This is a genomic window from Cupriavidus sp. 05T41, from assembly GCF_056396525.1.
The window spans coordinates 41,942-63,033 of the sequence record NZ_JBFTLQ010000006.1 but is presented as its reverse complement, the minus strand read 5'-3'; the positions used below and the strand labels follow the sequence as shown (position 1 = coordinate 63,033).

Below are 21,092 nucleotides of genomic sequence, written 5' to 3'. Positions count from 1 at the left end.
TGTCGCCTGTCAAATCCGCAGTTTTTGCCGCGTTCTGCACAGCAGTACTGGAAGAATCCCGCGCATTTTTAGCGCTTGACCGGGGGTGACCCCGCCCTTCCCCGGCGCCGCTGTGATAGCATCGAAAAAACATACCAAAACCACGAAACCTGACCGGCGAACCATGTTCGCCGGGGCCGCGTGGAAGACGAGGAGACCGAGTGAAGGCTGAAGCCAACGGCACGCCGCCGGCTGCCGCCGTCATTGCGCCGCCCGCGCACGCCAGCTATCCGGGCGCCCGCGCGCCGGACCGCATGCGCACCGTCGACGCCGACGGCATCCGCATCGCCGTCTACGAATGGGGCGACGCAAGCGCAACCCCGGTGCTGCTGGTGCACGGCGCGATGGATTTCGCGCGCACCTTCGACGTGTTCGCGCCGCTGCTGGCGGACGCCGGCTACCGCGTGGTGTCCTACGACCACCGCGGCCACGGCGATTCCGAGCACACCGACATGTATAGCTGGGTCGCCGACGAACGCGACCTGCTCGCGGTGGCGGACTCGGTCACGCGGGAGCCCTTCGCGGTGATCGGCCACAGCAAGGGGGGGTCCCTGCTGGTGCATGCCATCCAGGCGCTGCCGCACCGCTTCACCCGCTTCGTGGCCATCGACGGGCTGCCCTTTCGCAATCCGCATGCGGACAGCGCGGTGCGAGAGAAGAAGTCGATGACCGCCGAGATCATCACGCACTGGCTGGACACGCGCCGCCGCAGCGCCACGCTGGCGCGCAAGCCCGGCACGCTGGAAGACCTGGCGCGCCGGCGCGCGCGCATGAACCCGCGCCTGTCCCATGACTGGCTGCGCTACCTTGCCGCGCTGGGCGCGCGCCAGGATGCCGGCGGCTGGCGCTGGAAGCTCGACCCGGTGATCGGCACCTCGGGCTTTGGCCCCATGCGCGCGCGCTGGATGACCGACCGGCTGCCCGGCTTTCCGGTGCCGATGCTGGCCATCTTCGGCACCGAGCGCGAGCCGATGGGCTGGGATGCCACCGCCGCCGACCTGGCGCCCTATTTCCCGCCGTCGACGCAGGTCCACGTGATGCGCGATACCGGGCACTTCATCCATATCGAGCAGCCGCACGAGACCGCGGCGCTGATCCTGGGCTTCCTGCGTCCATGAACACGCCCATCCGCCTGCGCCACAACCGCCTGCGGCTGGCACTGCATCCGCTCAAGGCCGGCGACGGCCCTTCGCTGCTGCTGCTGCACGGCCTGGGCGAGCGCTCGCCGCAGGCCTTGCCGCCCGAGTACGCGGCGTGGCCCGGCGCCGTGCATGCTCTCGACTTCACCGGACACGGCCAGTCGGACATCCCGCGCGGCGGCGGCTACAGTTGCGAGTTCCTGATGGCCGACGCCGATATCGCACTGGCCCACCTCGGCCCCTGCACCGTGGCCGGGCGCGGGCTGGGCGGCTATATCGCGCTGCTGCTGGCGGGCGCGCGGCCGCACGAGGTGCGTGGCGCGATCCTGCGCGACGGGCCAGGCCTGGCCGGCGGCGGCACGGCCGCGCGCAACCCATATATCCCGATCGTCGACACCGCGCGCAGCGGCCCGCCGGATCCCTACGCCATCGCCGACCTGGCCACCGACGTGCGCCCGCCCAGCTATGCGGCCAACTACGCCATGCTGGCGGCGCAGCACTCCGCCACGCCGCAACCGATCTCGATATGCACCAGCGAGCGGCCCGACTGGCTCAAGGCGGTGATCGACCTGCTCTCGCTGGAGAAGGCGGAGCTGGCGCAGGCGCTGCAGCGCTACGCATCGCTGCCCGCGCAGGCCGGGGGCGCGGCGGCATGAAAGCCGGCCTTGCCACCGAAGGCGCCGCCATGCCCGGCACGGTACAACACGATGCGTCCTCGGCCCACGCGCTGGCGGAAGACGATTTCCTCGCCCACGTGCGGTGCAACCTGCCGCGCAACGCCCAGGCCTACCTGATCCACGGCATGCTCGGCATGACCGGCTTCCGGCTGGTGACCGCGCCCACCTTCGTGCCCGCCTATATCTACCTGCTGTCCGGCTCCAAGCTGGTGGTGGGCTGCGTGCTGTCCGCACAGTACGCCGGCATGGCGCTGTCCTCCATCTGGGGCGCCACGCAGATCGAGCATCGCCAGCGCGTGATGCCGCTGATCTACCTGGTGGGCTGGATGGTGCGGCTGCAGATCCTCGGGCTGGCGCTGTCGGCCTTCCTGCTCTCCGGCGCCGGCGCGCTGGGCGCGGCGGCGGTGTTCCTGCTGCTGTTCGGCCTGTTCAACGGGGTGCAGAACGTCACCTTCAACTACCTGACGTCGAAGATCATCCCGCTGGAGCGGCGCGGCGCGCTCAGTGCCCTGCGCAACTTCCTCGGCGGGCTGATCGCCGCCGCCGTGGCCTACCTGGGCGGGCGCTACCTGGTGGGCGGCAATGTGTTCGGCAACGGCTACGCCACTACCTTCCTGTCCGCCTTCGTGCTCACCAGCCTGGGCATCTCGGCGCTGACGCGCATGCGCGAGCCGGTGCTGCACGACGTGCGCGCGCAGGCGGGCTTTCGCCAGCGCCTGCGCGAAGTGCCGGCCCTGCTGCGCGCGGACAAGCACTATGTGCGCTTCTTCGTGGCGCGCGCCCTGGTGGCGCTGAGCATGATGGCGGTGCCGTTCTACGCCATCTTCGTCGGCAGCCACCTGCCGCTGTCGGGCGCCACGCTGGGCTACCTGAGCATCGCCTACCTGCTGGCGCAGACCACCAGCAACCTGGCGTGGGGCCGCCTTGCCGACCGCCACGGCTACCGCCTGGTGTTCCTGTCCAGCATCGGCCTGTGGGCGGTGTCCACCGCGGCGCTGATGCTGTGCGACAGCCTGCCCGCCTTCTTGCTGGTGTTCTGCGGACTGGGCGCCGGCTTCGGCGGCTATTTCCCTTCCGCCGACAACTTCGCGCTCGAATTCGGCAACCGGCGCGACCGCCCGATGCTGCTCGCGGTCTCCGACACGGCCACCTTTGCCATGATGGCTTGCGGTCCGGTCCTTGGCGGGCTGCTGGCGCAGGGCGTGCGTTTTTCGCTGGTGTTCGTGGCCGCCATCGCCGTACTGGGCATGGCCTTCCTGCTCGCGCTGCGGGTGGAGGAACCACGCCGCCTGCCGCGGCCGCAGCGCGAGCCCAACGCATAGCCCGCCTGCGCGGGACATACCGGGATCTTCAGGAGACCTAATGGCGAACAAGACCTATCCGGAGTTCAGCACGCACTACCCGCTTGTGCTCACCACCATCATGAAGCGCCCGGTGCGGATGTACCCCGACCAGACCGGCGTGGTGTACCGCAACCATGTCAGCGGCGAGTATTTCCGTTTCACCTGGATGCAGTGGTACCGGCGCGTGGCGCGGCTGGCCAACGGCTTGCGCGGCCGGTTCAAGGTGCGGCCGGGCGTGCCGGGCGAGGCCGGCGACCGCATCGCCACCATGGCGCTCAATACGCACCGCCACCTGGAGCTGTACTACGGCGTGACGGGTGTCGGCGCCACGCTGCACCCGATCAATGTCCGGCTGTCGCCGCAGCATATCGTCTACACCATCCGGCATGCGCAGGACCGCGTGATCTTCGTCGACGATACGCTGATGCCCCTGCTCGAAGGCATCTACGAGCAGATCAGCGATGTGGTGGAAACAGTGGTCTACATGTCCGACAAGCCAGGCCTGCCGGACAGCCGCATCCCCGGCCTGATCAGCTACGAAGACCTGCTCGCCGGCCAGCCCGACACCATCGAATGGCCGGCGCTGCACGAAGACGTGAACGCCACGCTGTGCTACACGACCGGCACCACCGGCCAGCCCAAGGGCGCCACCTTCACGCATCGCCAGCTCTACCTGATGACGGTCCACATGATGGCGCAGACGGCCATCGCCAACACCCCGGAACAGGACATCGCCGACGGCCTGGGCACGCGCCTGGGCGAAGGCGCGGTGCCGCTGCTCAACACCCCGATGTTCCACGTGCACGGCTGGGGCCAGCCCTTCGTGGCGGTCTACAGCGCGCAGAAGATCGTGCTGCACGGCACCTTCACCGTGCAGGGCTTCTGCGAGCTGGTGCAGCGCGAGCGCGTGACCTCGGTGGGCATCGTCGCCACCATCGCGGCGATGTTGCTGGAGTACCCGGACCTGGGCAAGTACGACCTCAGCAGCCTGGTGCGCGTGAGCGTGGGCGGTGGCGCGCTGCCGCTGGGACTCAAGCGCAAGCTCGAGGCGCTGATCCCCACCTTCCGCATGAGTTCCGGCTATGGCATGACGGAAACCGCGCCCACCATCGTCAGCTCCTTTATCAAGAAGACCATGGTCCAGGAGGGCCGCGAGGCGACCGACGCCGTGCTGGTCAAGGCCGGCCTGCCGATCCTCGGCGTGGAAGTGGAGGTGGTCGACGGGCAAGGCAAGCCCGTGCCGCAGGACGACCAGACCGTGGGCGAGATCGTGGTACGCGCGCCGTGGGCCACCGAGCAGTATTTCCGCAATCCCGAGAAGAGCGCCGAGCTGTGGCAGGACGGCTGGCTGCACACCGGCGATATCGCCCGCGTCGATGCCGAGGGCTATATCACGGTTGCCGACCGCCTGAAGGACGTGATCCGCAGCGGCGCCGAGATGGTGCCCACCGTGCTGCTGGAAAACCTGATCGCCATGGCGGACTTCGTGCACGAGGCCACCGTGGTCGGCGTGCCCGATCCGGTGTGGGGCGAAAAGCCCATGGCGCTGGTGAGCGTGCGCACCGGGTTCGAGGCCACCGAGGAAAGCGTCATCGACTTCCTCAAGGTGCACGGCGTGGAGACCGGCAAGATCACCCGCTGGATGCTGCCCAAGCTGGTCGCCATCACGCGCGACATCCCCAAGACCAGCGTGGGCAAGTTCAACAAGAAGCAGATCCGCGACGATCTCGACAAATTCCTCGCCATTGCCAGGGACGTCTCGTCCCGGCATGGCTGAGCATTGATTCAAAACCAGACAGGAGACCACCCATGCGTGAAGCCGTCATCGTATCCACCGCGCGCACCCCGATCGGCAAGGCCCATCGCGGCGCGTTCAACAACACCCAGGCGCAGGAACTGGGCGCGCATGCCATCTCGCATGCGGTGCAGCGCGCCGGCATCGACCCCGCCGAGATCGCCGACGTGATCCTCGGCTGCGCCGTGCAGCAGGGCAGCAGCGGCGGCAACGTGGCGCGCCAGGCGCTGCTGCGCGCCGGCCTGCCGGTGACGGTGCCCGGCATGTCGCTGGACCGCCAGTGCGCCTCCGGCCTGATGGCCATCGCCACGGCCGCCAAGCAGATCATCGTGGACGGCATGCAGGTCGCCGTGGGCGGCGGGCTGGAGTCGATCTCGCTGGTGCAGAACGACAAGATCAACCGCTACCGCGCCGCCGACCCGCAACTGGTGCAGATGCTGCCGCAGATCTACATGACCATGCTGGAAACGGCCGAGATCGTGGCCGCGCGCTATGGCGTCTCGCGCGAGGCGCAGGATGCCTACGCCCTGCAATCGCAGCAGCGTACCGCCGCCGCGCAGGAAGCCGGCCGCTTCGATACCGAGATCGCGCCGATGAGCGCCACCATGCTGGTGACCGACAAGGAAAGCGGCGCGGTCAGCGAGAAACAGCTCACCCTGCGCAAGGACGAGGGCAACCGCCCGGGCACCACCCTGGCGGACCTGCAGGCGCTCAAGCCGGTCTTCAAGAACGGCCAGCGCGTGGCCCAGGGCGCCTTCATCACCGCCGGCAATGCCTCGCAGCTTTCCGACGGCGCCTCCGCCATGGTGCTGATGGAGGCAAAGGAGGCCGAACGCCGTGGCCTGCAGCCGCTGGGCGCCTACCGCGGCATGGCCGTGGCCGGCTGCGACCCGGACGAGATGGGCATCGGCCCGGTCTTCGCCATCCCCAGGCTGCTCAAGCAGCATGGCCTCTCAGTGAGCGACATCGGCCTGTGGGAACTCAATGAAGCCTTCGCCAGCCAGGTCCTGCATTGCCGCGACACGCTGGGCATTCCCGACGAACGCCTGAACGTCTCCGGCGGCGCGATCTCCATCGGCCATCCCTATGGCATGTCGGGCGCGCGCATGGCGGGCCACCTGCTGATCGAGGGCAAGCGCCGCGGCGCGAAGTTCGGCGTGGTGACGATGTGCATTGGCGGCGGCATGGGTGCCGCGGGCCTGTTCGAAATTTTCTGAAGCCGATTTTCCGAGCCACTTTCCGGGAGCCAACCCTCATGACAGCCATCAACGCCGTAGCCGATCTCGCCATCGAAGGCGAGATCGCCATCCTCACGCTCGACTCGCCCCCCGTCAACGCCCTGTCGGCGGCGGTGCGCGCGGGGCTGCGCGACGGCATCGCGCAGGCCGTGGCCAACTCCGCGGTCAAGGGCATCGTGCTGATCTGTGCGGGCAAGACCTTTATCGCCGGCGCCGACATCACCGAGTTCGGCAAGCCGCCGTCGGGCCCGGCGCTCGCCGAGGTGCAGGCCGCCATCGAGGACGCGCCCAAGCCCGTCGTGGCCGCCATTCACGGCACCGCCCTGGGTGGCGGGCTCGAAACGGCGCTGGTGTGCCACTATCGCGTGGCGGCCAGGACCGCAAAGTGCGGCCTGCCCGAAGTCAACCTCGGGCTGCTGCCCGGCGCGGGCGGCACGCAGCGCCTGCCGCGCATCGTGGGCGCCGCCAAGGCGCTCGAGATGGTGACCTCCGGCGCGCACATCGGCGCGGCCGAGGCGGCCGAAATGGGCCTGTTCGACCTGGTGACCGACGACGCCACGCTGCGCCAGGACGCCATCGCCTTCACCCGCCGCGTGATCGCCGAGGGGCGTGCGCTGCGCAAGGTGCGCGACCTCGACGAGAAGGTGCAGGCCGCGCGCGGCCAGCCGGAGCTGTTCGCCGAATTCCGCAAGGCCAATGCGCGCCGCTTCCGCGGCTTCGACGCGCCCGAGTACAACATCCGCTGCATCGAGGCGGCGGTCAACCTGCCGTTCGAAGAAGGCATGAAGGTGGAGCGCAAGCTCTTCCTGGAGTTGATGGGCGGCACCCAATCGGCTGCGCAGCGCTACTATTTCTTCGCCTCGCGCCAGGTATGGAACCTGCCTGACGTGCCGGCCGACACGCCGCTGATCCCGGTCAGGAAGATCGGCATCATCGGCGCGGGCACCATGGGCGGCGGCATCGCCATGAACTTCCTCAACGCCGGCTACCCCGTCACCATCGTGGAAACCGCGCAGGAAGCACTGGACCGCGGCCTGCGCACCATCCGCGCCAACTACGACAACACCGCGAAGAAAGGCCGCATCACCGCCACCGACGTCGACAAGCGCATGGCGCTGCTGACGCCGTCGCTGGACCTTGGCCAGCTCGCCGACGCCGACCTCATCATCGAAGCCGTGTTCGAGAACATGGAGGTGAAGAAGAACATCTTCGGCAAGCTCGACAAGATCGCAAAGCAGGGAGCCATCCTGGCGACGAACACGTCGGCGCTGGACGTCAACGAGATCGCCGGCGCCACCGCGCGCCCCGAGAGCGTGATCGGCCTGCACTTCTTCTCACCCGCCAACGTGATGAAGCTGCTCGAGGTCGTGCGCGGGGAGAAGACGGCCAAGCCCGTCATCCGCACCGCGATGGAGCTTGCCCGCAAGATCGGCAAGGTCGCCGCGCTGGTGGGCGTATGCCCGGGCTTTGTCGGCAACCGCATGCTGGCCCAGCGCCAGCGCGAGGCACAGAAACTGGTGCTGGAAGGCGCGCTGCCGTGGGATGTGGACCGCGTGCTCTACGACTTCGGTTTCCCGATGGGCCCGTTCGCCATGAGCGACCTGGCCGGCCTGGACCTGGGCTGGAGCCGCGAGGCATCGAGCAGCTCCACGCTGCGCGAGATCCTGTGCGAGATGGACCGGCGCGGCCAGAAGACCGGCGCCGGCTACTACGACTACGACGAGAAGCGCAACGCCGTGCCCTCGCCCAAGGTCGAGCAGATCATCCGCGCCTTCGCCGCGCAGCAGGGCAAGACCAGCCGCGAGGTGTCCCGGCAGGAGATCCTGGAGCGCTGCATCTACCCGATGATCAATGAAGGCGCCAAGATCCTGCAGGAAGGCAAGGCCATCCGCGCCTCCGACATCGACGTGGTGTGGGTGAACGGCTATGGCTGGCCGGTCTATCGCGGTGGCCCGATGTGCTATGCCGACACCATCGGGCTGGACAAGGTGCTGGCGGCCATGAAGCGCTTCGAGGCCAGCTTCGGTGCGGATTTCAAGCCCGCCAGGCTGCTCGAAGACCTGGTGGCGCAGGGCAAGTCGTTCCGCGACCTGAAATGACGACCTGAGGTAAGCCGGCTGCGGCCGGCCTCCCCACCGTTCGCGTTCAGAACCGGTGGCGCAAGCCCACCCCGAGGGTGTCCGCGTGCGCTTGCGCCGTCAGCCGGTCATAGAAGTACGCGGCGTACACGTCGGTGCGCCTCGACAGGTTGTAGTCATACGCCAGCCCGGCCGTGTTGCGGCGGAATTCGCCCGCGTTGCTGCTGGTCCTGGCGTAGGCATACGACACCAGCATGCTGCCGGCGCCGAGCGGGACCGACGCGCCGAGCTGCCCGTTGGCGTGCCGGATATCGCCGCTGGCGCTGTCGACGCCGGTCTTGATGTACTGGCCCTGCGCGAACAGCTTGACCACCTTGAAATCGTAGCTCAGCCCGCCCTGCACCGCATTTTGCCTGCCGAAGCCGGCCAGCGCCGCCGGCGCGGTGACATCGCCCGGCGCGCCGTTGAACTTCGCCTGCTGGAACGCCACCGTCGCCGCGAACGGCCCGTTGAAGTACAGGACGTTGCCGCCCCACTTGTTCTGGCCGCCGCTGCCGGGCTGCTCGCCGAAGGCATAGATCAGGTTGACCGTCAGCCCGGCCAGCACCGGGGTGGAGTAGACCACCGAGTTGCTCCAGCCGGAGTCTCCGATGATGCCGGGATCATAGAGCGCGCCGCTGCCCGCCGTCTTGTAGGTCTGGAAGATCGACGGCGCGAAGTTGTACGAGTCCACCAGCGGGTTGAACAGGATGGTGGAGAGAAAGTACGGCGTGGTGTTGCGGCCCAGCTTGAGCGTGCCATAGCTGTTGCTCTGCAGGCCTGCGAAGGCGTTGCGCGTGAACATCGGATCGGTATCGGAGCGGCCCGACTTGCCCGCATCGACGCGCAGGAAGCCGTTGAGATCGAAGATCGCCTTGAGGCCGCCACCGAGTTCCTCGCTGCCGCGCATGCCCCAGTACGAAGTCTGCATGCCGCCGGCGCCGAGCACGTAGGCGCGGTCGCCGCCGGCGGCGCGGGTGCTGCCGACAAAGCTGTCCACCTGCCCGTAGAGCGTGACGCCGGACTGCGCGTGCCCTGTGCCGGCCACGCAGAGCGTGCCGAACAGCAGCAGCGCTGCCTTGCTCCTGGCCATTGACGTTCTCTTCGCGATCTTCCGCATGTGTTTCCTCCTCGTCGTTGTTGTCTTTGCGTGTGGCTCTTGTGTGTCTCTTGCTTGTGGCTCTTGCTTGTTGTCCTGGCTTGCCTGGCCGCCGGCGTTGCCAGTGCCCTGCCCGCCGGCTGACGGCAAAAGGGGGCCCCGCCGCCTGCCTGCTGTGGCGGGCGGCCGGATGATTGCTCTGCGGGCGAAAGGCGCGGGCTAGGTCGGCAGCGTGCCGATGCCGCCGTGGTCCTGCGACCAGCGCACGGGGTCGTCGAGGAAGCGGCGCAGCTCGTCGAGGCTGCGCTGGCCGACATGCCCTGAGGCCTGCGCGGCATCGAGGATGTCGCGCCAGTCCGCGAGCGCATGCACCGTCACCTGCCATGGCGCGAGCGCCTGTGCGGTGGGGAAGGTGCCGTAGTCGAACAGCACGAAGATGTCCTTCACGGTGGCGCCGGCGGCGCCAAGCGCCGCGCAGAAGATGCGCTTGGAGCGGGCCGCCGCCATCATGTCGTCGACCAGCAGCACGCGGTCGCCCGCGGCCAGCAAGCCCTCGACCTGCGAAGCCGGGCCGAGGCCCCTGGCTTCCTTGCGCACGTACAGCAAGGGCAGGTCCAGCGTGTCGGCCACCCAGGCGGCGAAGGCAATGCCGCTGGATTCCGCGCCGGCGACGGCGTCGATGCCCTCCAGGCAATGGCGGTCCCGCAGCATTGCCAGGCCGCGCGCCACCAGTTCGCGCCGCAGGCGCGGAAAGGCGATCAGCCGGCGGCAATCGATATAGACCGGGCTGGCCCAGCCCGACGGCAGCCGGAACGGCTCGTCGGTGCGGAACTTCACGCAGCCGGCCTCCAGCAGGGCCTGGCCGACGGTGGCCGCGAGCCCGAGACGGGTTCGTAGTTCAGACATGGCTTGCTCCATTGCTTGCTACCGGGATCGGGCTTCCGGCTTGCCGGGTTGGCCGGCATCCGCCAGCCGCCATTGCAGTGTTTCGCCCGCCAGGAAGGGCCGGATCGCTCCGCCGTCCGGCAAGGCAATTGATTCCGGCGCACGGCCGGGCTCGCGCACGAAGGTGATGCTGCCCTCGTTCGGCGCCAGGCCGTAGAAGCGGCTGCCGTTCTCGCTGGCGAAGGCCTCGAAACGGTCAAGCGCGCCCTCCTCGCCGAACACGCCGAGATAGGCTTCGAGCGCCACCGGCGCGCTGAAGATGCCGGCGCAGCCGCACGCCGCCTCCTTGGCGGCGCGCACATGCGGGGCCGAGTCCGTGCCGAGGAAGAAGGCCGGCGAGCCCGATGTGGCGGCGCGCCGCAGGGCCAGCCGGTGCCGCTCGCGCTTGAGCACGGGCAGGCAATACAAGTGCGGCCGGAGCCCGCCCGCGAACATCGCATTGCGGCTGTACATCAGGTGCTGCGGGGTGATGGTGGCAGCCAGCCGCCCGCTGCCGTCGCGGCCGACGAACTCGGCGGCCTGCGCCGTGGTGATGTGCTCGAGCACCACCTTGAGGCGGGGAAAGCGCTGCAGCAGCGGCTTGAGCGTCTGTTCGATAAACACGGCTTCGCGGTCGAACACATCCACGGCGGGATCGGTGCTTTCGCCATGGACCAGCAGCGGCATGCCGATCTCCTGCATGGCGGCGAGCACCCCGGCCACGCGGGCGATCCCGGTCACGCCATGTTCCGAGTGCGTGGTGGCACCCGCGGGATACAGCTTGGCCGCGGCGAACACGCCTTCTGCGTAGCCGCGCCGCAGCTCGGCGGGGTCGGTGGCGTCGCAGAGGTAGCAGGTCATCAGCGGCGTGAAGCGCGCGCCGGCCGGCAGCGCGGCCACGATGCGCTCGCGGTAGGCATGGGCCGCGTCCACCGTGGTCACGGGCCGCTCCAGGTTTGGCATGACGATGGCGCGCGCAAACTGCCGCGCCGTATAGGGCAGCACCGCGCGCAGCGTGTCGCCGTCGCGCAGGTGCAGGTGCCAGTCGTCCGGGCGGCGGATGGTCAGGCGGCGGGGGTTCGGGATCATCTCGGGGGTCTCCTTCCGGTGTGCGGGGCGTGGCGCGTCAGAGGCGGGCGATGGTGCCTGCCAGCACCCCCACGCCGAGCATGAAGTCGTCCAGGTCCATGGCCTCGTCCGGGTTGTGCGAGCCGTGCTCGTTGCGGATGAACAGCATGCCGGTCGGGATGCCGGCATTGGCGAACAGGGACGCATCGTGCCCTGCTCCGCTGGCGACCATCTCGAACGGCGTGCCCTGCGCGCGGCACTGCTGCGCCAGCAACTCGGACAGGCCCGCATCCATCGTCGCCGGCGCGGAATCCACGCGGCGGTCGAAATCGAAGCGCACGCCGCGGTCGCGCGAGATGGCCTTGCACTCCGTGCGCATCAGCTGGTAGAAGCCTTCCAGCGTCTCCACGCTCTTGCTGCGCGCCTCGAAGCTGAAGCTCACCGTGCCCGGGATGCGCGAGACCGAATGCGCCTCCGGGCTGGTGGTGACCACGCCGGTGGTCACCACCAGGTCGATGCCGCGCTCGAGCAGCACGCGCCAGTGTTCGTCCAGGCGCACGATCAGCTCGGCCACGGCGAACATGGCGTCCTTGCGCAGCCAGCGCGGCACGGCGCCGGAATGCCCGGCCTCGCCGAGGCAGGCGATGCGGTTGTGGCGCACATTGCCGCGGATGCCGGGCACCACCGCCAGCGGCAGGCCGCGCGCCACCATCACCGGGCCCTGCTCGATATGCAGCTCCAGGTAGGCGCGCGCACGGGCGCGGTCGAACAGCGGCTGCTGCGCGCGGATCGCTTCCATGTCGGCGCCGAGCGCGGCCATGCACTCGGCCATGGTGCGGCCGTGCTGGCGGTGGCGCAGCGCGAGATCGTCGGCCGACAGCTTGCCGAGCGCGGCGCCGGAACCCATGTAGGCCTTGCCGAACCACGCGCTTTCCTCGCCACGAAAGCCGATCACGTTGAGTGGCACGGGCGACGCGCGGCCCGCGCGCTGCTGCGCGACCAGGCACAGCAGCCCGGCCACGATGCCGGCCATGCCGTCGAAGTTGCCGCCTTGCGGCACCGAGTCCAGGTGCGACCCGACCCAGGCGGCGGGGGTGTCGCTGGCCGCGCCGCCAAGGCGGAACACGAGGTTGGCGGCGCCGTCGGCCTCCACGTGCAGGCCCTCGCGCTGCGCGAAAGCGCGCAGGTAGTCGGCCGCCGCGGTCTCGCCCGCGCCGTAGCTGTCGCGCGTCACGCCGACGCCGTCTGACGACAGCGCGCGGATGTCGTCGAACAGCATCTGCGCGAGCGGCTTGAGTTCCTCAATATCCATGACAGATGTCCATTGATGCGGTGCGGGCGCTCAGCCCGATTGCTGGGCGAAGCGCAGCCAGCGGTCGCTCAGCTGGCGGTCCAGCCTGACCTGCCCGGTGAGGTCGCGCAGCGCCGGGGTGCCGGTCTCGTCGCAGTACGCATGCAGGCCGTCGACGATCTTCTGCATGACGCCGGGGTCGCGGAACGAGGCGGTACCGACCTGCACCGCGGAGGCGCCCGCGAGCATGAACTCCACCGCGTCGTGCGCGCTCTGGATGCCGCCGCAGCCGATCACCGGGATGCGCACCGCGCGGTAGCACTGGTGCACCAGCCGCAGCGCGATGGGCTTGATGGCCGGCCCGGACAGGCCGCCCATGACATTGCCGAGCCTGGGCTTGCGCGTGTGCACGTCGATGGCCATGCCGAGCACGGTATTGCCCATGACGATGGCATCGGCACCCGCGTCTTCCGCCGCGCGCGCCACCGCCGCGATATTGGAGGCGTTGGGCGTGAGCTTGACCCAGAACGGATGGCGCGTGCGCCGGCGGATCGCCGCCACCGCCTTGTAGGTGGTCTCCGGCAGCATGGCGAAGGCCATGCCGTCGGCCTCGAGGTTGGGGCATGAGATATTGGCTTCGATCACCGCCACTTCGGGCAATGACATTGCCTCGCATGCCAGCGCGAACTCCTCGGCCGTATCGGCGGAGATCGACACCACCACCGGCGTGTCGTACCGCGTGTAGGGCGGCAGCACGTGCGCGCGGTAGTAGTCCAGCCCCTTGCTCGGGATGCCGATGGAGTTCAGCATGCCGCCGTGGGTTTCGGCCACGCGCGGCGTGGGATTGCCGGCGCGCGCCTTGGGCGAGACGCTCTTGATCACCAGTGCGCCGAGCTGGTTGAAGTCCAGCGCCTCGCGGTACTCGATCGCGAAGCAGCCGGAGGCGGGCATGATGGGGTTGCGCAGCGTCAGATCGCCAACCCGGACGGATAGATCAGCCAAACTCCACCTCCCCTACCACTTCGCGAATGGAAAATACGGGGCCTTCGCGGCAAACCCGCAGGAATTGCTTGTCGCCGTCGCAGTCGAACATCCGCACGCAGGACAGGCAAACGCCCATGCCGCAGGCCATGCGCTGCTCCATGGCGACCTCGCCGCGCACCTGCGGGTAGTCCGCCAGCACGCGCTGCAGCAGCATCAGCAGGCGGTGCGAGCCGCAGGTGTAGAGCGCATCGGGCCGCTGCTCGTCGATCAGGCGGCGCAGCAAACCCTCAACCGCCTCCACCGCGGACGAACCGTCCTCGTCGAACACGCCGTGCACCTGTGCGTCGGCGCCGCGCAGGAACTCACTGTCCATCAGGTCGTCGCGGGTGCGCGCGGACATCACCGCGGTGATCGCCACGCCCGCCTCGGCGGCCTGCCGCACCAGCGGCGCCATGGTGGCCAGGCCCACGCCGCGCGCCACCACCAGGATGCGCCGGTACGCGGGCTCGAAGGCGAAGGTATTGCCGAGCGGGCCGACGATATCCATATGGCCGTCGGCCGGCAGGCTTGCCATGGCCCGCGTGCCCAGCCCGGTGACGTTGTAGAGGAACTCGATGCGGCCGTCTTCCGGGCCGGCGCCGTACACGCTCATCGGCCGCAGCAGGAAGGGCTGCGCTTCGTCGCTGACCGGGCACTTGAGCTGGTAGAACTGTCCGGGGCGCGTGATGCGGGCGATCGGCGCATCGGCTTCGAGCCGGATGTACTTGTAGCGCCGGTTGACCCAGTAATGCTCGACGACGCGGCAGCGGTACGACGCGACCGTCGCGGCGCTGTCCGCGCCGCACAGGGATGGTGACATGGTGACTCCTGTCTGTTTGATGCCTGCCGGCGGCGGCCGTGATCCGGTCCGGCGATGTGGTTCGGGCGATGTGGCTCGGGCGATGTGGCTCGGGCGATTCGGTTCGGGCGATGCGGTCCCGGCTATTCCAGCTCCACGCCCTTGAGCTCGGGAATAAGGAAGAAGGTGGCGATCATGTCCAGCACATAGATGCTGGCCAGCAGCGCGATGGCGACCTGGAAGGAGTACGTCGCGGCGAGCGCGCCCACCACGATGGGCCCGAATCCACCCACGGCCCGGCCGATATTGAAGAGCACGTTCTGCGCGGTGGCGCGCGCCGCGGTGGGATAGGCTTCGGAGATCAGCGCGCCGTAGCCGCCGATCATGCCGTTGACGAACATGCCCATCACGGCGCCGGCCCACAGCATCGTCACCGGGTCCGACATGCGCGCATAGGCCAGCACCATCGCCACCGCGCCGGCCTGGAAGATCAGGAAGGTGGGCTTGCGGCCGATGCGGTCCGCCAGGTGCCCGAAGACATAGACACCCACCATCATTCCCACGATCGTCACCGAGGTCCACATTGCCGACTTGGTCAGCGAGAAGCCCAGCGCCCGCGACAGGTAGGTGGGCAGCCAGATCATGATCCCGTAGTAGCCGAAGTTCTGCACGGCGCAGAGGATCACGATGCCGAGGCTGGTGCGCGTGGTGCGCGCATCGGCCACCAGCAGCCGGAAGGCGTTGACCTTCTTCTTCTCCGCGCTGCGCACGAACACCTCGGGCTCATGCAGCCGGTTGCGCACGAACCAGGCCACCAGCGCCGGCACCACGCCCAGCAGGAACATGCCGCGCCAGCCGATATGCGGCAGCAGCAACGGCGTGAGCAGCGAAGCCATCAGCACGCCCGCCTGCCAGCCCAGCGCCACATACGACGACACCCGCGCCCGCTTGCTGGCCGGCCACGCCTCGGCGGCCAGCGCCATGCCGATGCCGAACTCGCCGCCCAGGCCGATGCCCGCGATCGTGCGGTACACCAGCAAATCCCAGAAACCCTGCGCGAACGCGCACAGCCCGGTGAAGACCGCGAACAGCACGATGGTCCAGGTCAGCACGCGTACCCGGCCGTAGCGGTCGCTCAGGGCGCCGAAGATGATCCCGCCCGCCACCGCGCCGATCAGCGTCCATGTCACCAGCGCGCCGGACTGCCCCGTGCTCAGGCTCAGCGCAACGCTGATGGCCGGCAGCATGAAGCCGAGGATCAGCAGGTCGAACCCGTCCATGGCATAGCCGATGGCCGAGCCCGCCAGCGCCTTCCAGGCGTAGGACGAGGTGCGCCCGGGCCGTGCGGATCGGGTGGAGAGCGCCTCGGCGGGCGATGCCGGCGCTTTTGCGTTTGCTTCCATGTGGGTTGCTCCTGCTGTTGTCATGCTGGTCTGGCGACACTGCCGCCTGGTTTGGGTCTGACGGCCGGCGGGTGTGGCGCCGGTCACCGTCTTTGAGTTGATCTCATTTTTTAGACAATATCGCCGAAAATTTGCCCGAAGCATCGGAGTGACTGCTATCGGGCCGCATCTGCATGCCTATCTCTTTTTTTAGATTACGACTCGGACTTTGGCTTTGCAAGGGGTTTTTGCGTGCCTAGGGTATCTCCGGAGATGGGGGAAACTGACACCCCGCAGGACGTCGGCCACATGATGGTTGCTGTCCGTCCAATTACTGAGACAAACACCAGCAAGGTCACTTGGGCATGCCCCACCGTCACGAAGCAGGGGCCGGGGCACCCGCGCGCTCCGGGCCTGCCGGGTGCACGGGCCGTCCCGGAAGCACCCCGCGCGCCAGCGTGCGGCTGCACATTGCTTTGTACCGCTGTGTATCCAGGCCGCCCGCCGACAAGAAACACCGCATTTCCGGCTCCTTGCTGAAACAGGCCGGATACACGCGGACGCTGAAATGCCGTGACGGCCCCCCGGGTTTCAGAACGCCGCACGCGATGCGGACATGGAGAGAGAAAATGACGACCACCCAGCATGACGCGCACGCCGCACAGCCGGCCCAGCAGTGGCTTCGCGTCGAGACCTACACCAGCGGACTGATCGGACCCAGCCAGCCAATGCTGGGGCCGCTGGCCGATGGCGGCACCCTGGTTACCGGTACCCCGCCAGGCTGCTGGGGGCCGATGATCACGCCGTCGTTCCAGGGCGGGCACGAAGTGACGCAACCGGTCGCGATCGCCGGCGCCGAGATCGGCGACGCCGTCGCGCTGAAGATTCAACGCATGCGCGTCACCTCGGTGGCCACCTCCTCGGGCGTCATGCGCTTTGTCGAAGGCCGCTATCACGGTGACCCCTTCGTTGCCAAATTCTGCGCCGCATGCGGTACCGAACACCCGGCCAGCCACGTCGAGGGCATTGGCGAGGAGGCGATCCGCTGCAATCACTGCGGGGCCGAGGTGAGCGCCTTCCGGTTCAGCCATGGCTACGTGATCGTGCTGGACCAGGAAAATCAGGTCAGCCTCACCGTCAGCCAGGAAGTGGCCAACCGCCTGGCGGGCAATGCGGCGGAGATGTCCGCACTGCCCTCGCTGGCAGCCCAGCACTCGATCCTGTCGCTGGCACGCGCCGACATCCCTGGCGTGGCGGCGCATATGCGCCCGTTCCTCGGCAATATCGGCACCACGCCGGCACGCGACTTGCCGGACTCGCACAATTGCGCCGATTTCGGCCAGTACCTGGTGGGTGCGCCGCACCGGTACGGCATGACCCAGGAGGAGTTGCACGCGGCCAAGACTGACGGCCACATGGACACCAATTCGGTGCGCGAGGGCTGCATCCTGATCTGCCCGGTCAAGGTGCCGGGAGCCGGCGTGTACATGGGCGACATGCATGCCCAGCAGGGCAACGGCGAGATCGCCGGCCACGCCACCGACGTGTCCGGCGAAACGGAACTGACGGTGGAGGTCATCAAGCACCTCACGCTCGACGGGCCGATCCTGCTGCAGAACATCGACGACCTGCCCCCCATGGCCCGGCCGATGAGCGCCGAGCAGCGCCAGCGGGTGCGTGAACTTGGCGCGCGCTGGGGACAAGGCGAAATCGAACAAAACGGCCCGATCACCTTTATCGGCAGCGGCGTGAACCTCAACGCCGCCACCGAGAACGGTCTGCGCCGCGCCGCGGCCGTTACGGGCCTACCCTATGAAGAGGTACTCAACCGCGCCACCATCAACGGCTCCATCGAGATCAGCCGCCTGCCCGGCACCGTCCGCGTCACGTTCCTGTGCCCGCTGGACACCCTGGACCGCATGGGGATCGGCCACCTGGTGCGCGAAAAGTACCAGCTGCCATAAGGCGCAAGCCGCGCCAGGAAGACCGGCCGGCGCGCGAACCTTGCCGGCCGGCATCGCTCCCAGCCACCTACTTGCCCGTCAGGGAAAGGATTTTCATGCCTACCACTGTCAACGAACGGCGTCGCCTGCTCTTGAAGGGCGCCGCCGCAAGCGCTGCCGCAAGCGTCGCCCTGCCGCAACTGGCATTTGCCGCCAAGGCCCAGGCCGATCCCGGAAACGCCGCGGCGATGCAGCAGCTTGGACCGCTCAAGCACATCGACGCCGGGGTCCTCAACATCGGCTACCACGAATCCGGGCCGGCCGACGGACCGCCCGTCGTGCTGCTGCATGGCTACCCGTACAGCGTCTACAGCTTCATCGAGGTCGCACCGATGCTTGCCAGCCGTGGATGCCGGGTGATCGTGCCGCATCTGCGCGGACATGGACCGACCCGGTTCCTCGATGCCGCCACGCCCCGGTCGGGCCAGCAGGGCGCGATCGGCACCGACGTGATCGCGCTGATGGACGCATTGCGCATGCCGCGCGCGGTCCTTGCCGGCTTCGACTGGGGCGGCCGCGCGGCATGCGTCGCCGCCGCGCTCTGGCCCGAGCGATGCGCCGGGCTGGTTTCGGTCAACAGCTACCTGATACAAGACATCGCCAGATCGACATTGCCCATCCCCCCGCAGATCGAATCCGGGCTGTGGTACCAGTACTACTTCCAGACCGAAAGGGGAAGGGCGGGCCTGGCGGCCAACAGGCGTGAAATCGCCAGGGTCATCTGGAAGCGGAACTCGCCGAGCTGGCAGTTCGACGACGCCACGCTGGATCGTGCGGCGAGCGTGTTCGACAACCCGGACTACGTCGACGTGGTGATTCATTCCTACCGTCACCGCCTGGGTCTTGCCCCGGGATTCCCGGCATACGAAGCGACGGAGAAGCGACTTGCCGCCCAGCCCGTCATCACGGTCCCGGCCATTACGCTGGACGGAAAGGCCGACGGGAATTTCCCCGCGACCGATGGCAAATCGTCCGCCGCGAGGTTCAGCGGGCCGCGCTCGCATCGCGTGGTGGACAACGCAGGGCACAACCTTCCGGAGGAAGCGCCCCAAGCGTATGCTGCCGCGGCGCTGGAGCTTGCCGGCATTGCCCGCTGAGCCCGGCAAGGGGGCCGCGGGGCGCCGCATGCGCCCGGCATGCGGCGCCCCGCGTCAGCCTTGCGCCGCCCTGGTGCTGGCCGGCATGGCGACCAGGCCTGAGGCGAACACCACGCCCAGGATCACCCCGCCCGCTCCCACCACCTGCCATGCGTTGGGGGGCACGCCGAGCACGGTGGAAACCAGCATGGTGAACACCGGCGCCAGGTTGAAGAAGATCGAAGTGCGCGCCGCGCCGATGTGGTGGATGCCGCGGAACCACAGCAGGTAGGCCAGCAGCGAACCGCCCGCGGCGAGATACAGGACGGCGGCATGGATGCTCGCGGGCGCGGCGGCGATGCTCGCCAGCGGCCGTTCGAAGACGAAGCCGAGGATGATCAGGCCGATGGCGCCGAACAACATCGAGAAGCCCGTGTTCTCCAGCGCCGTGGCGTCCTTGACGAAGCGCCGCGTGCCGACCATGTTGGCGGCCCAGGCCAGGCTGCCCGCGAGAATGATGGCATCGCCGCGCGCCACCTTGAGCGCGAGCAGCATGTGGATGTCGCCGCGCGTGATCACCAGGCCTACGCCGAGCAGGCCGAAGACCAGGCCGAGCGCGCGCCCGGGATCGATACGTTCGCCCTCGAAGACCACCGCGAGGAGCATGGTCCACAACGGCGTGGTGGCAAGGATCAGCGCGCCGTTGATCGGGGTGGTGGTCTGCAGGCCGAAAAACGTGGCGAGGTTGAATGCGGTGAACCCCAGCAGGCCCAGGCCGATGTATGCCCACAGGTTCTTGCGCAGCACGCTCAGGCGCAGCTTGCCCTGCAGGCCAAAGATCAGCAGCAGCAGGACGGTCGAGATGACGAAGCGCTCGATCGAGGCGCTGATCGGTGTCATATGCCGGATGATCAACGCACCGGCGTTGAAGTTCGTCCCCCAGAAGAAGGTCGAGACGACGATGCCGAGATAGGCGAGGCTTTCTGGCTTGCGCATGGCTGACTCCTTGTCAGTTGAGTTGCATGCGCCTGGCAAGCCCTGGCCGTGCCGCGCATGCGTGTGGAAAGTCGCCGGGCAATCCGCAAGGACCGCTGTTGCTTGCGTCGCGACGGCATGGCTGCCATTCTGCAAGCTTCTCCGCCTGTGTAAAATTCCCCAAATATTCACATCGCATGTGAGAAATCACCCATGTTCGACTGGGAGGATCTGCGCCATTTCGGTGTCTTCGCGCAGGAGAGTTCGCTGTCCGGCGCCGCGCGGCGGCTCAAGGTCGACCATGCGACGGTGGCGCGGCGCATCGCCGCGCTGGAAAGCTCGCTGGGACTCAAGCTGGTGGACCGGCGCCCGCGCAGCTATCTGCTGACCGCCGAGGGCGAACGCATCGCCGCCCTGGCCACGCGCATGGAGCACGAGTCATATGCCGTGGAGCGTACGGCGGCGGCCGGCCAGACCGGCGTCAGCGGGGAGGTCACCATCAGCGCGCCTCCATCGATGGCCGCCGCGGTGATCGCGCCCCGGCTGGGCCAGTTGCGCGCGCGGCATCCGGCCTTGCGCGTATGCCTGACCGGGGCCACGCGCGTGGCCTCGCTGACCCGGCGGGAGGCCGACCTGGCGGTGCGCCTGAGCCGTCCGGCAGAAGGCGAGCTGGTGGTGCGCAAGCTCGGCACCGTGGCGTTCTCCCTCTATGCCTGCGCTGCCTACCTGGACGCCACCGCGCCGTCCGACTACGGCTATATCGCCTATGACGACAGCATGGAAGGGTCGCCGCAGCAGGAATGGCTGAAACAGCAGGCGCTAGGCCGGCCCATCGTGATGGTCAGCAACGAGCTGGACATCCAGGCTTCGGCCGCCCGTGCCGGCGTGGGCATCGCGGCGCTGCCCCATTTCCTGGGCGAGCGCGACGGCGCCCTGCGGCGCGTGAAATGCAAGGGAAAGCGCCTGACGCGCGAGATCTGGCTGGTCGTGCACGCCGACATCCGCCGCGCGCCACGGATCCAGGCCGTCATGCAATTCCTGGGGCTATGTTTCGCGGAGCATGGCGGGCTGTCCTGAGGCACGCCCCCTGGCGGTGTCGCGCGG

17 protein-coding genes are annotated in these 21,092 nt (G+C 68.4%); 9 read left to right on the top strand and 8 right to left on the bottom strand.

The window, feature by feature from the left end; genetic code table 11:
• Window positions 1-200 precede the first annotated feature (200 nt).
• The 6 genes from AC1DKV_RS05460 to AC1DKV_RS05435 are packed head-to-tail and all read left to right on the top strand — an operon-like array spanning window position 201 to window position 8,330.
• Window positions 201-1,157, top strand: a complete 957-nt coding sequence (locus tag AC1DKV_RS05460; RefSeq protein WP_441613885.1) for an alpha/beta fold hydrolase — start codon at window positions 201-203, stop codon at window positions 1,155-1,157.
• Window positions 1,154-1,834, top strand: a complete 681-nt coding sequence (locus tag AC1DKV_RS05455) for an alpha/beta fold hydrolase (protein WP_441649783.1) — start codon at window positions 1,154-1,156, stop codon at window positions 1,832-1,834. The genes AC1DKV_RS05460 and AC1DKV_RS05455 overlap by 4 nt, the downstream gene beginning before the upstream one ends.
• Entirely contained in the window at window positions 1,831-3,177 is a 1,347-nt protein-coding gene (locus tag AC1DKV_RS05450) for an MFS transporter (protein ID WP_441649782.1), read from the top strand. Before AC1DKV_RS05455 ends, AC1DKV_RS05450 begins: the two co-directional genes overlap by 4 nt.
• A 40-nt stretch (window positions 3,178-3,217) precedes the next feature.
• The gene (locus AC1DKV_RS05445; RefSeq protein WP_441649781.1) at window positions 3,218-4,975 is read left to right on the top strand and encodes a long-chain-fatty-acid--CoA ligase; all 1,758 of its coding nucleotides are present in this window, start codon (window positions 3,218-3,220) and stop codon (window positions 4,973-4,975) included.
• A gap of 32 nt (window positions 4,976-5,007) precedes the next feature.
• A complete protein-coding gene (locus AC1DKV_RS05440) occupies window positions 5,008-6,210 on the top strand; it encodes an acetyl-CoA C-acyltransferase (RefSeq protein WP_441649780.1) in 1,203 nt (400 codons plus the stop codon).
• Between the two features lie 38 nt (window positions 6,211-6,248).
• Window positions 6,249-8,330 (top strand): 3-hydroxyacyl-CoA dehydrogenase NAD-binding domain-containing protein, encoded by a 2,082-nt coding sequence (locus AC1DKV_RS05435; RefSeq protein WP_441649779.1) that lies wholly within the window; start codon window positions 6,249-6,251, stop codon window positions 8,328-8,330.
• Window positions 8,331-8,376: 46 nt separating this feature from the next.
• On the opposite strand, the gene AC1DKV_RS05430 is transcribed toward AC1DKV_RS05435, so the two are convergent.
• The 7 genes from AC1DKV_RS05430 to AC1DKV_RS05400 all read right to left on the bottom strand — a co-directional run bounded on the left by AC1DKV_RS05430 (window position 8,377) and on the right by AC1DKV_RS05400 (window position 15,955).
• Entirely contained in the window at window positions 8,377-9,441 is a 1,065-nt protein-coding gene (locus AC1DKV_RS05430; protein ID WP_441649778.1) for a porin, read from the bottom strand.
• 225 nt (window positions 9,442-9,666) lie between these two features.
• Window positions 9,667-10,353 (bottom strand): orotate phosphoribosyltransferase, encoded by a 687-nt coding sequence (locus AC1DKV_RS05425; RefSeq protein ID WP_441649777.1) that lies wholly within the window; start codon window positions 10,351-10,353, stop codon window positions 9,667-9,669.
• A gap of 18 nt (window positions 10,354-10,371) precedes the next feature.
• Window positions 10,372-11,460 carry a dihydroorotase gene (gene pyrC, locus AC1DKV_RS05420; RefSeq protein ID WP_441649776.1) on the bottom strand — a complete coding sequence of 363 codons (1,089 nt, stop codon included), beginning with the start codon at window positions 11,458-11,460 and terminating at the stop codon, window positions 10,372-10,374.
• Between the two features lie 37 nt (window positions 11,461-11,497).
• A complete protein-coding gene (locus tag AC1DKV_RS05415) occupies window positions 11,498-12,751 on the bottom strand; it encodes a Zn-dependent hydrolase (RefSeq protein WP_441649775.1) in 1,254 nt (417 codons plus the stop codon).
• 30 nt (window positions 12,752-12,781) lie between these two features.
• Window positions 12,782-13,732, bottom strand: coding sequence for a dihydroorotate dehydrogenase (locus tag AC1DKV_RS05410; protein ID WP_441649774.1), 951 nt, complete (start codon window positions 13,730-13,732; stop codon window positions 12,782-12,784).
• Window positions 13,725-14,573: a dihydroorotate dehydrogenase electron transfer subunit gene (locus AC1DKV_RS05405; protein ID WP_441613874.1), complete on the bottom strand. Its 849-nt coding sequence runs from the start codon at window positions 14,571-14,573 to the stop codon at window positions 13,725-13,727. Before AC1DKV_RS05405 ends, AC1DKV_RS05410 begins: the two co-directional genes overlap by 8 nt.
• Before the next feature lie 122 nt (window positions 14,574-14,695).
• On the bottom strand, window positions 14,696-15,955 hold the full coding sequence (locus tag AC1DKV_RS05400) for an MFS transporter (RefSeq protein WP_441649773.1): 1,260 nt from the start codon (window positions 15,953-15,955) through the stop codon (window positions 14,696-14,698).
• Window positions 15,956-16,563: 608 nt separating this feature from the next.
• Between AC1DKV_RS05400 and AC1DKV_RS05395 the strand changes: the two genes are divergently transcribed.
• The gene (locus tag AC1DKV_RS05395; RefSeq protein ID WP_441613872.1) at window positions 16,564-17,898 is read left to right on the top strand and encodes an acetamidase/formamidase family protein; all 1,335 of its coding nucleotides are present in this window, start codon (window positions 16,564-16,566) and stop codon (window positions 17,896-17,898) included.
• Window positions 17,899-17,993: 95 nt separating this feature from the next.
• On the top strand, window positions 17,994-19,034 hold the full coding sequence (locus AC1DKV_RS05390; RefSeq protein ID WP_441613871.1) for an alpha/beta fold hydrolase: 1,041 nt from the start codon (window positions 17,994-17,996) through the stop codon (window positions 19,032-19,034).
• Between the two features lie 54 nt (window positions 19,035-19,088).
• On the opposite strand, the gene AC1DKV_RS05385 is transcribed toward AC1DKV_RS05390, so the two are convergent.
• Complete coding sequence (locus tag AC1DKV_RS05385) at window positions 19,089-20,009, bottom strand: DMT family transporter (RefSeq protein WP_441649772.1); 921 nt, start codon at window positions 20,007-20,009, stop codon at window positions 19,089-19,091.
• Between the two features lie 192 nt (window positions 20,010-20,201).
• On the opposite strand from AC1DKV_RS05385, the gene AC1DKV_RS05380 reads away from it, so the two are divergent.
• Window positions 20,202-21,065, top strand: coding sequence for a LysR family transcriptional regulator (locus tag AC1DKV_RS05380; protein ID WP_441649771.1), 864 nt, complete (start codon window positions 20,202-20,204; stop codon window positions 21,063-21,065).
• Window positions 21,066-21,092: the final 27 nt, after the last annotated feature.

Excerpts from the sequence above, each read along its gene's own strand:
- AC1DKV_RS05445 (WP_441649781.1), top strand. The coding sequence starts at position 3,218 with ATGGCGAACAAGACCTATCCGGAGTTCAGCACGCACTACCCGCTTGTG.
- AC1DKV_RS05400 (WP_441649773.1), bottom strand. The coding sequence starts at position 15,955 with ATGGAAGCAAACGCAAAAGCGCCGGCATCGCCCGCCGAGGCGCTCTCC.
- AC1DKV_RS05430 (WP_441649778.1), bottom strand. The coding sequence starts at position 9,441 with ATGGCCAGGAGCAAGGCAGCGCTGCTGCTGTTCGGCACGCTCTGCGTG.
- AC1DKV_RS05425 (WP_441649777.1), bottom strand. The coding sequence starts at position 10,353 with ATGTCTGAACTACGAACCCGTCTCGGGCTCGCGGCCACCGTCGGCCAG.
- pyrC (WP_441649776.1), bottom strand. The coding sequence starts at position 11,460 with ATGATCCCGAACCCCCGCCGCCTGACCATCCGCCGCCCGGACGACTGG.
- AC1DKV_RS05415 (WP_441649775.1), bottom strand. The coding sequence starts at position 12,751 with ATGGATATTGAGGAACTCAAGCCGCTCGCGCAGATGCTGTTCGACGAC.
- AC1DKV_RS05440 (WP_441649780.1), top strand. The coding sequence starts at position 5,008 with ATGCGTGAAGCCGTCATCGTATCCACCGCGCGCACCCCGATCGGCAAG.
- AC1DKV_RS05405 (WP_441613874.1), bottom strand. The coding sequence starts at position 14,573 with ATGTCACCATCCCTGTGCGGCGCGGACAGCGCCGCGACGGTCGCGTCG.
- AC1DKV_RS05385 (WP_441649772.1), bottom strand. The coding sequence starts at position 20,009 with ATGCGCAAGCCAGAAAGCCTCGCCTATCTCGGCATCGTCGTCTCGACC.
- AC1DKV_RS05380 (WP_441649771.1), top strand. The coding sequence starts at position 20,202 with ATGTTCGACTGGGAGGATCTGCGCCATTTCGGTGTCTTCGCGCAGGAG.
- AC1DKV_RS05395 (WP_441613872.1), top strand. The coding sequence starts at position 16,564 with ATGACGACCACCCAGCATGACGCGCACGCCGCACAGCCGGCCCAGCAG.
- AC1DKV_RS05435 (WP_441649779.1), top strand. The coding sequence starts at position 6,249 with ATGACAGCCATCAACGCCGTAGCCGATCTCGCCATCGAAGGCGAGATC.
- AC1DKV_RS05450 (WP_441649782.1), top strand. The coding sequence starts at position 1,831 with ATGAAAGCCGGCCTTGCCACCGAAGGCGCCGCCATGCCCGGCACGGTA.
- AC1DKV_RS05390 (WP_441613871.1), top strand. The coding sequence starts at position 17,994 with ATGCCTACCACTGTCAACGAACGGCGTCGCCTGCTCTTGAAGGGCGCC.
- AC1DKV_RS05455 (WP_441649783.1), top strand. The coding sequence starts at position 1,154 with ATGAACACGCCCATCCGCCTGCGCCACAACCGCCTGCGGCTGGCACTG.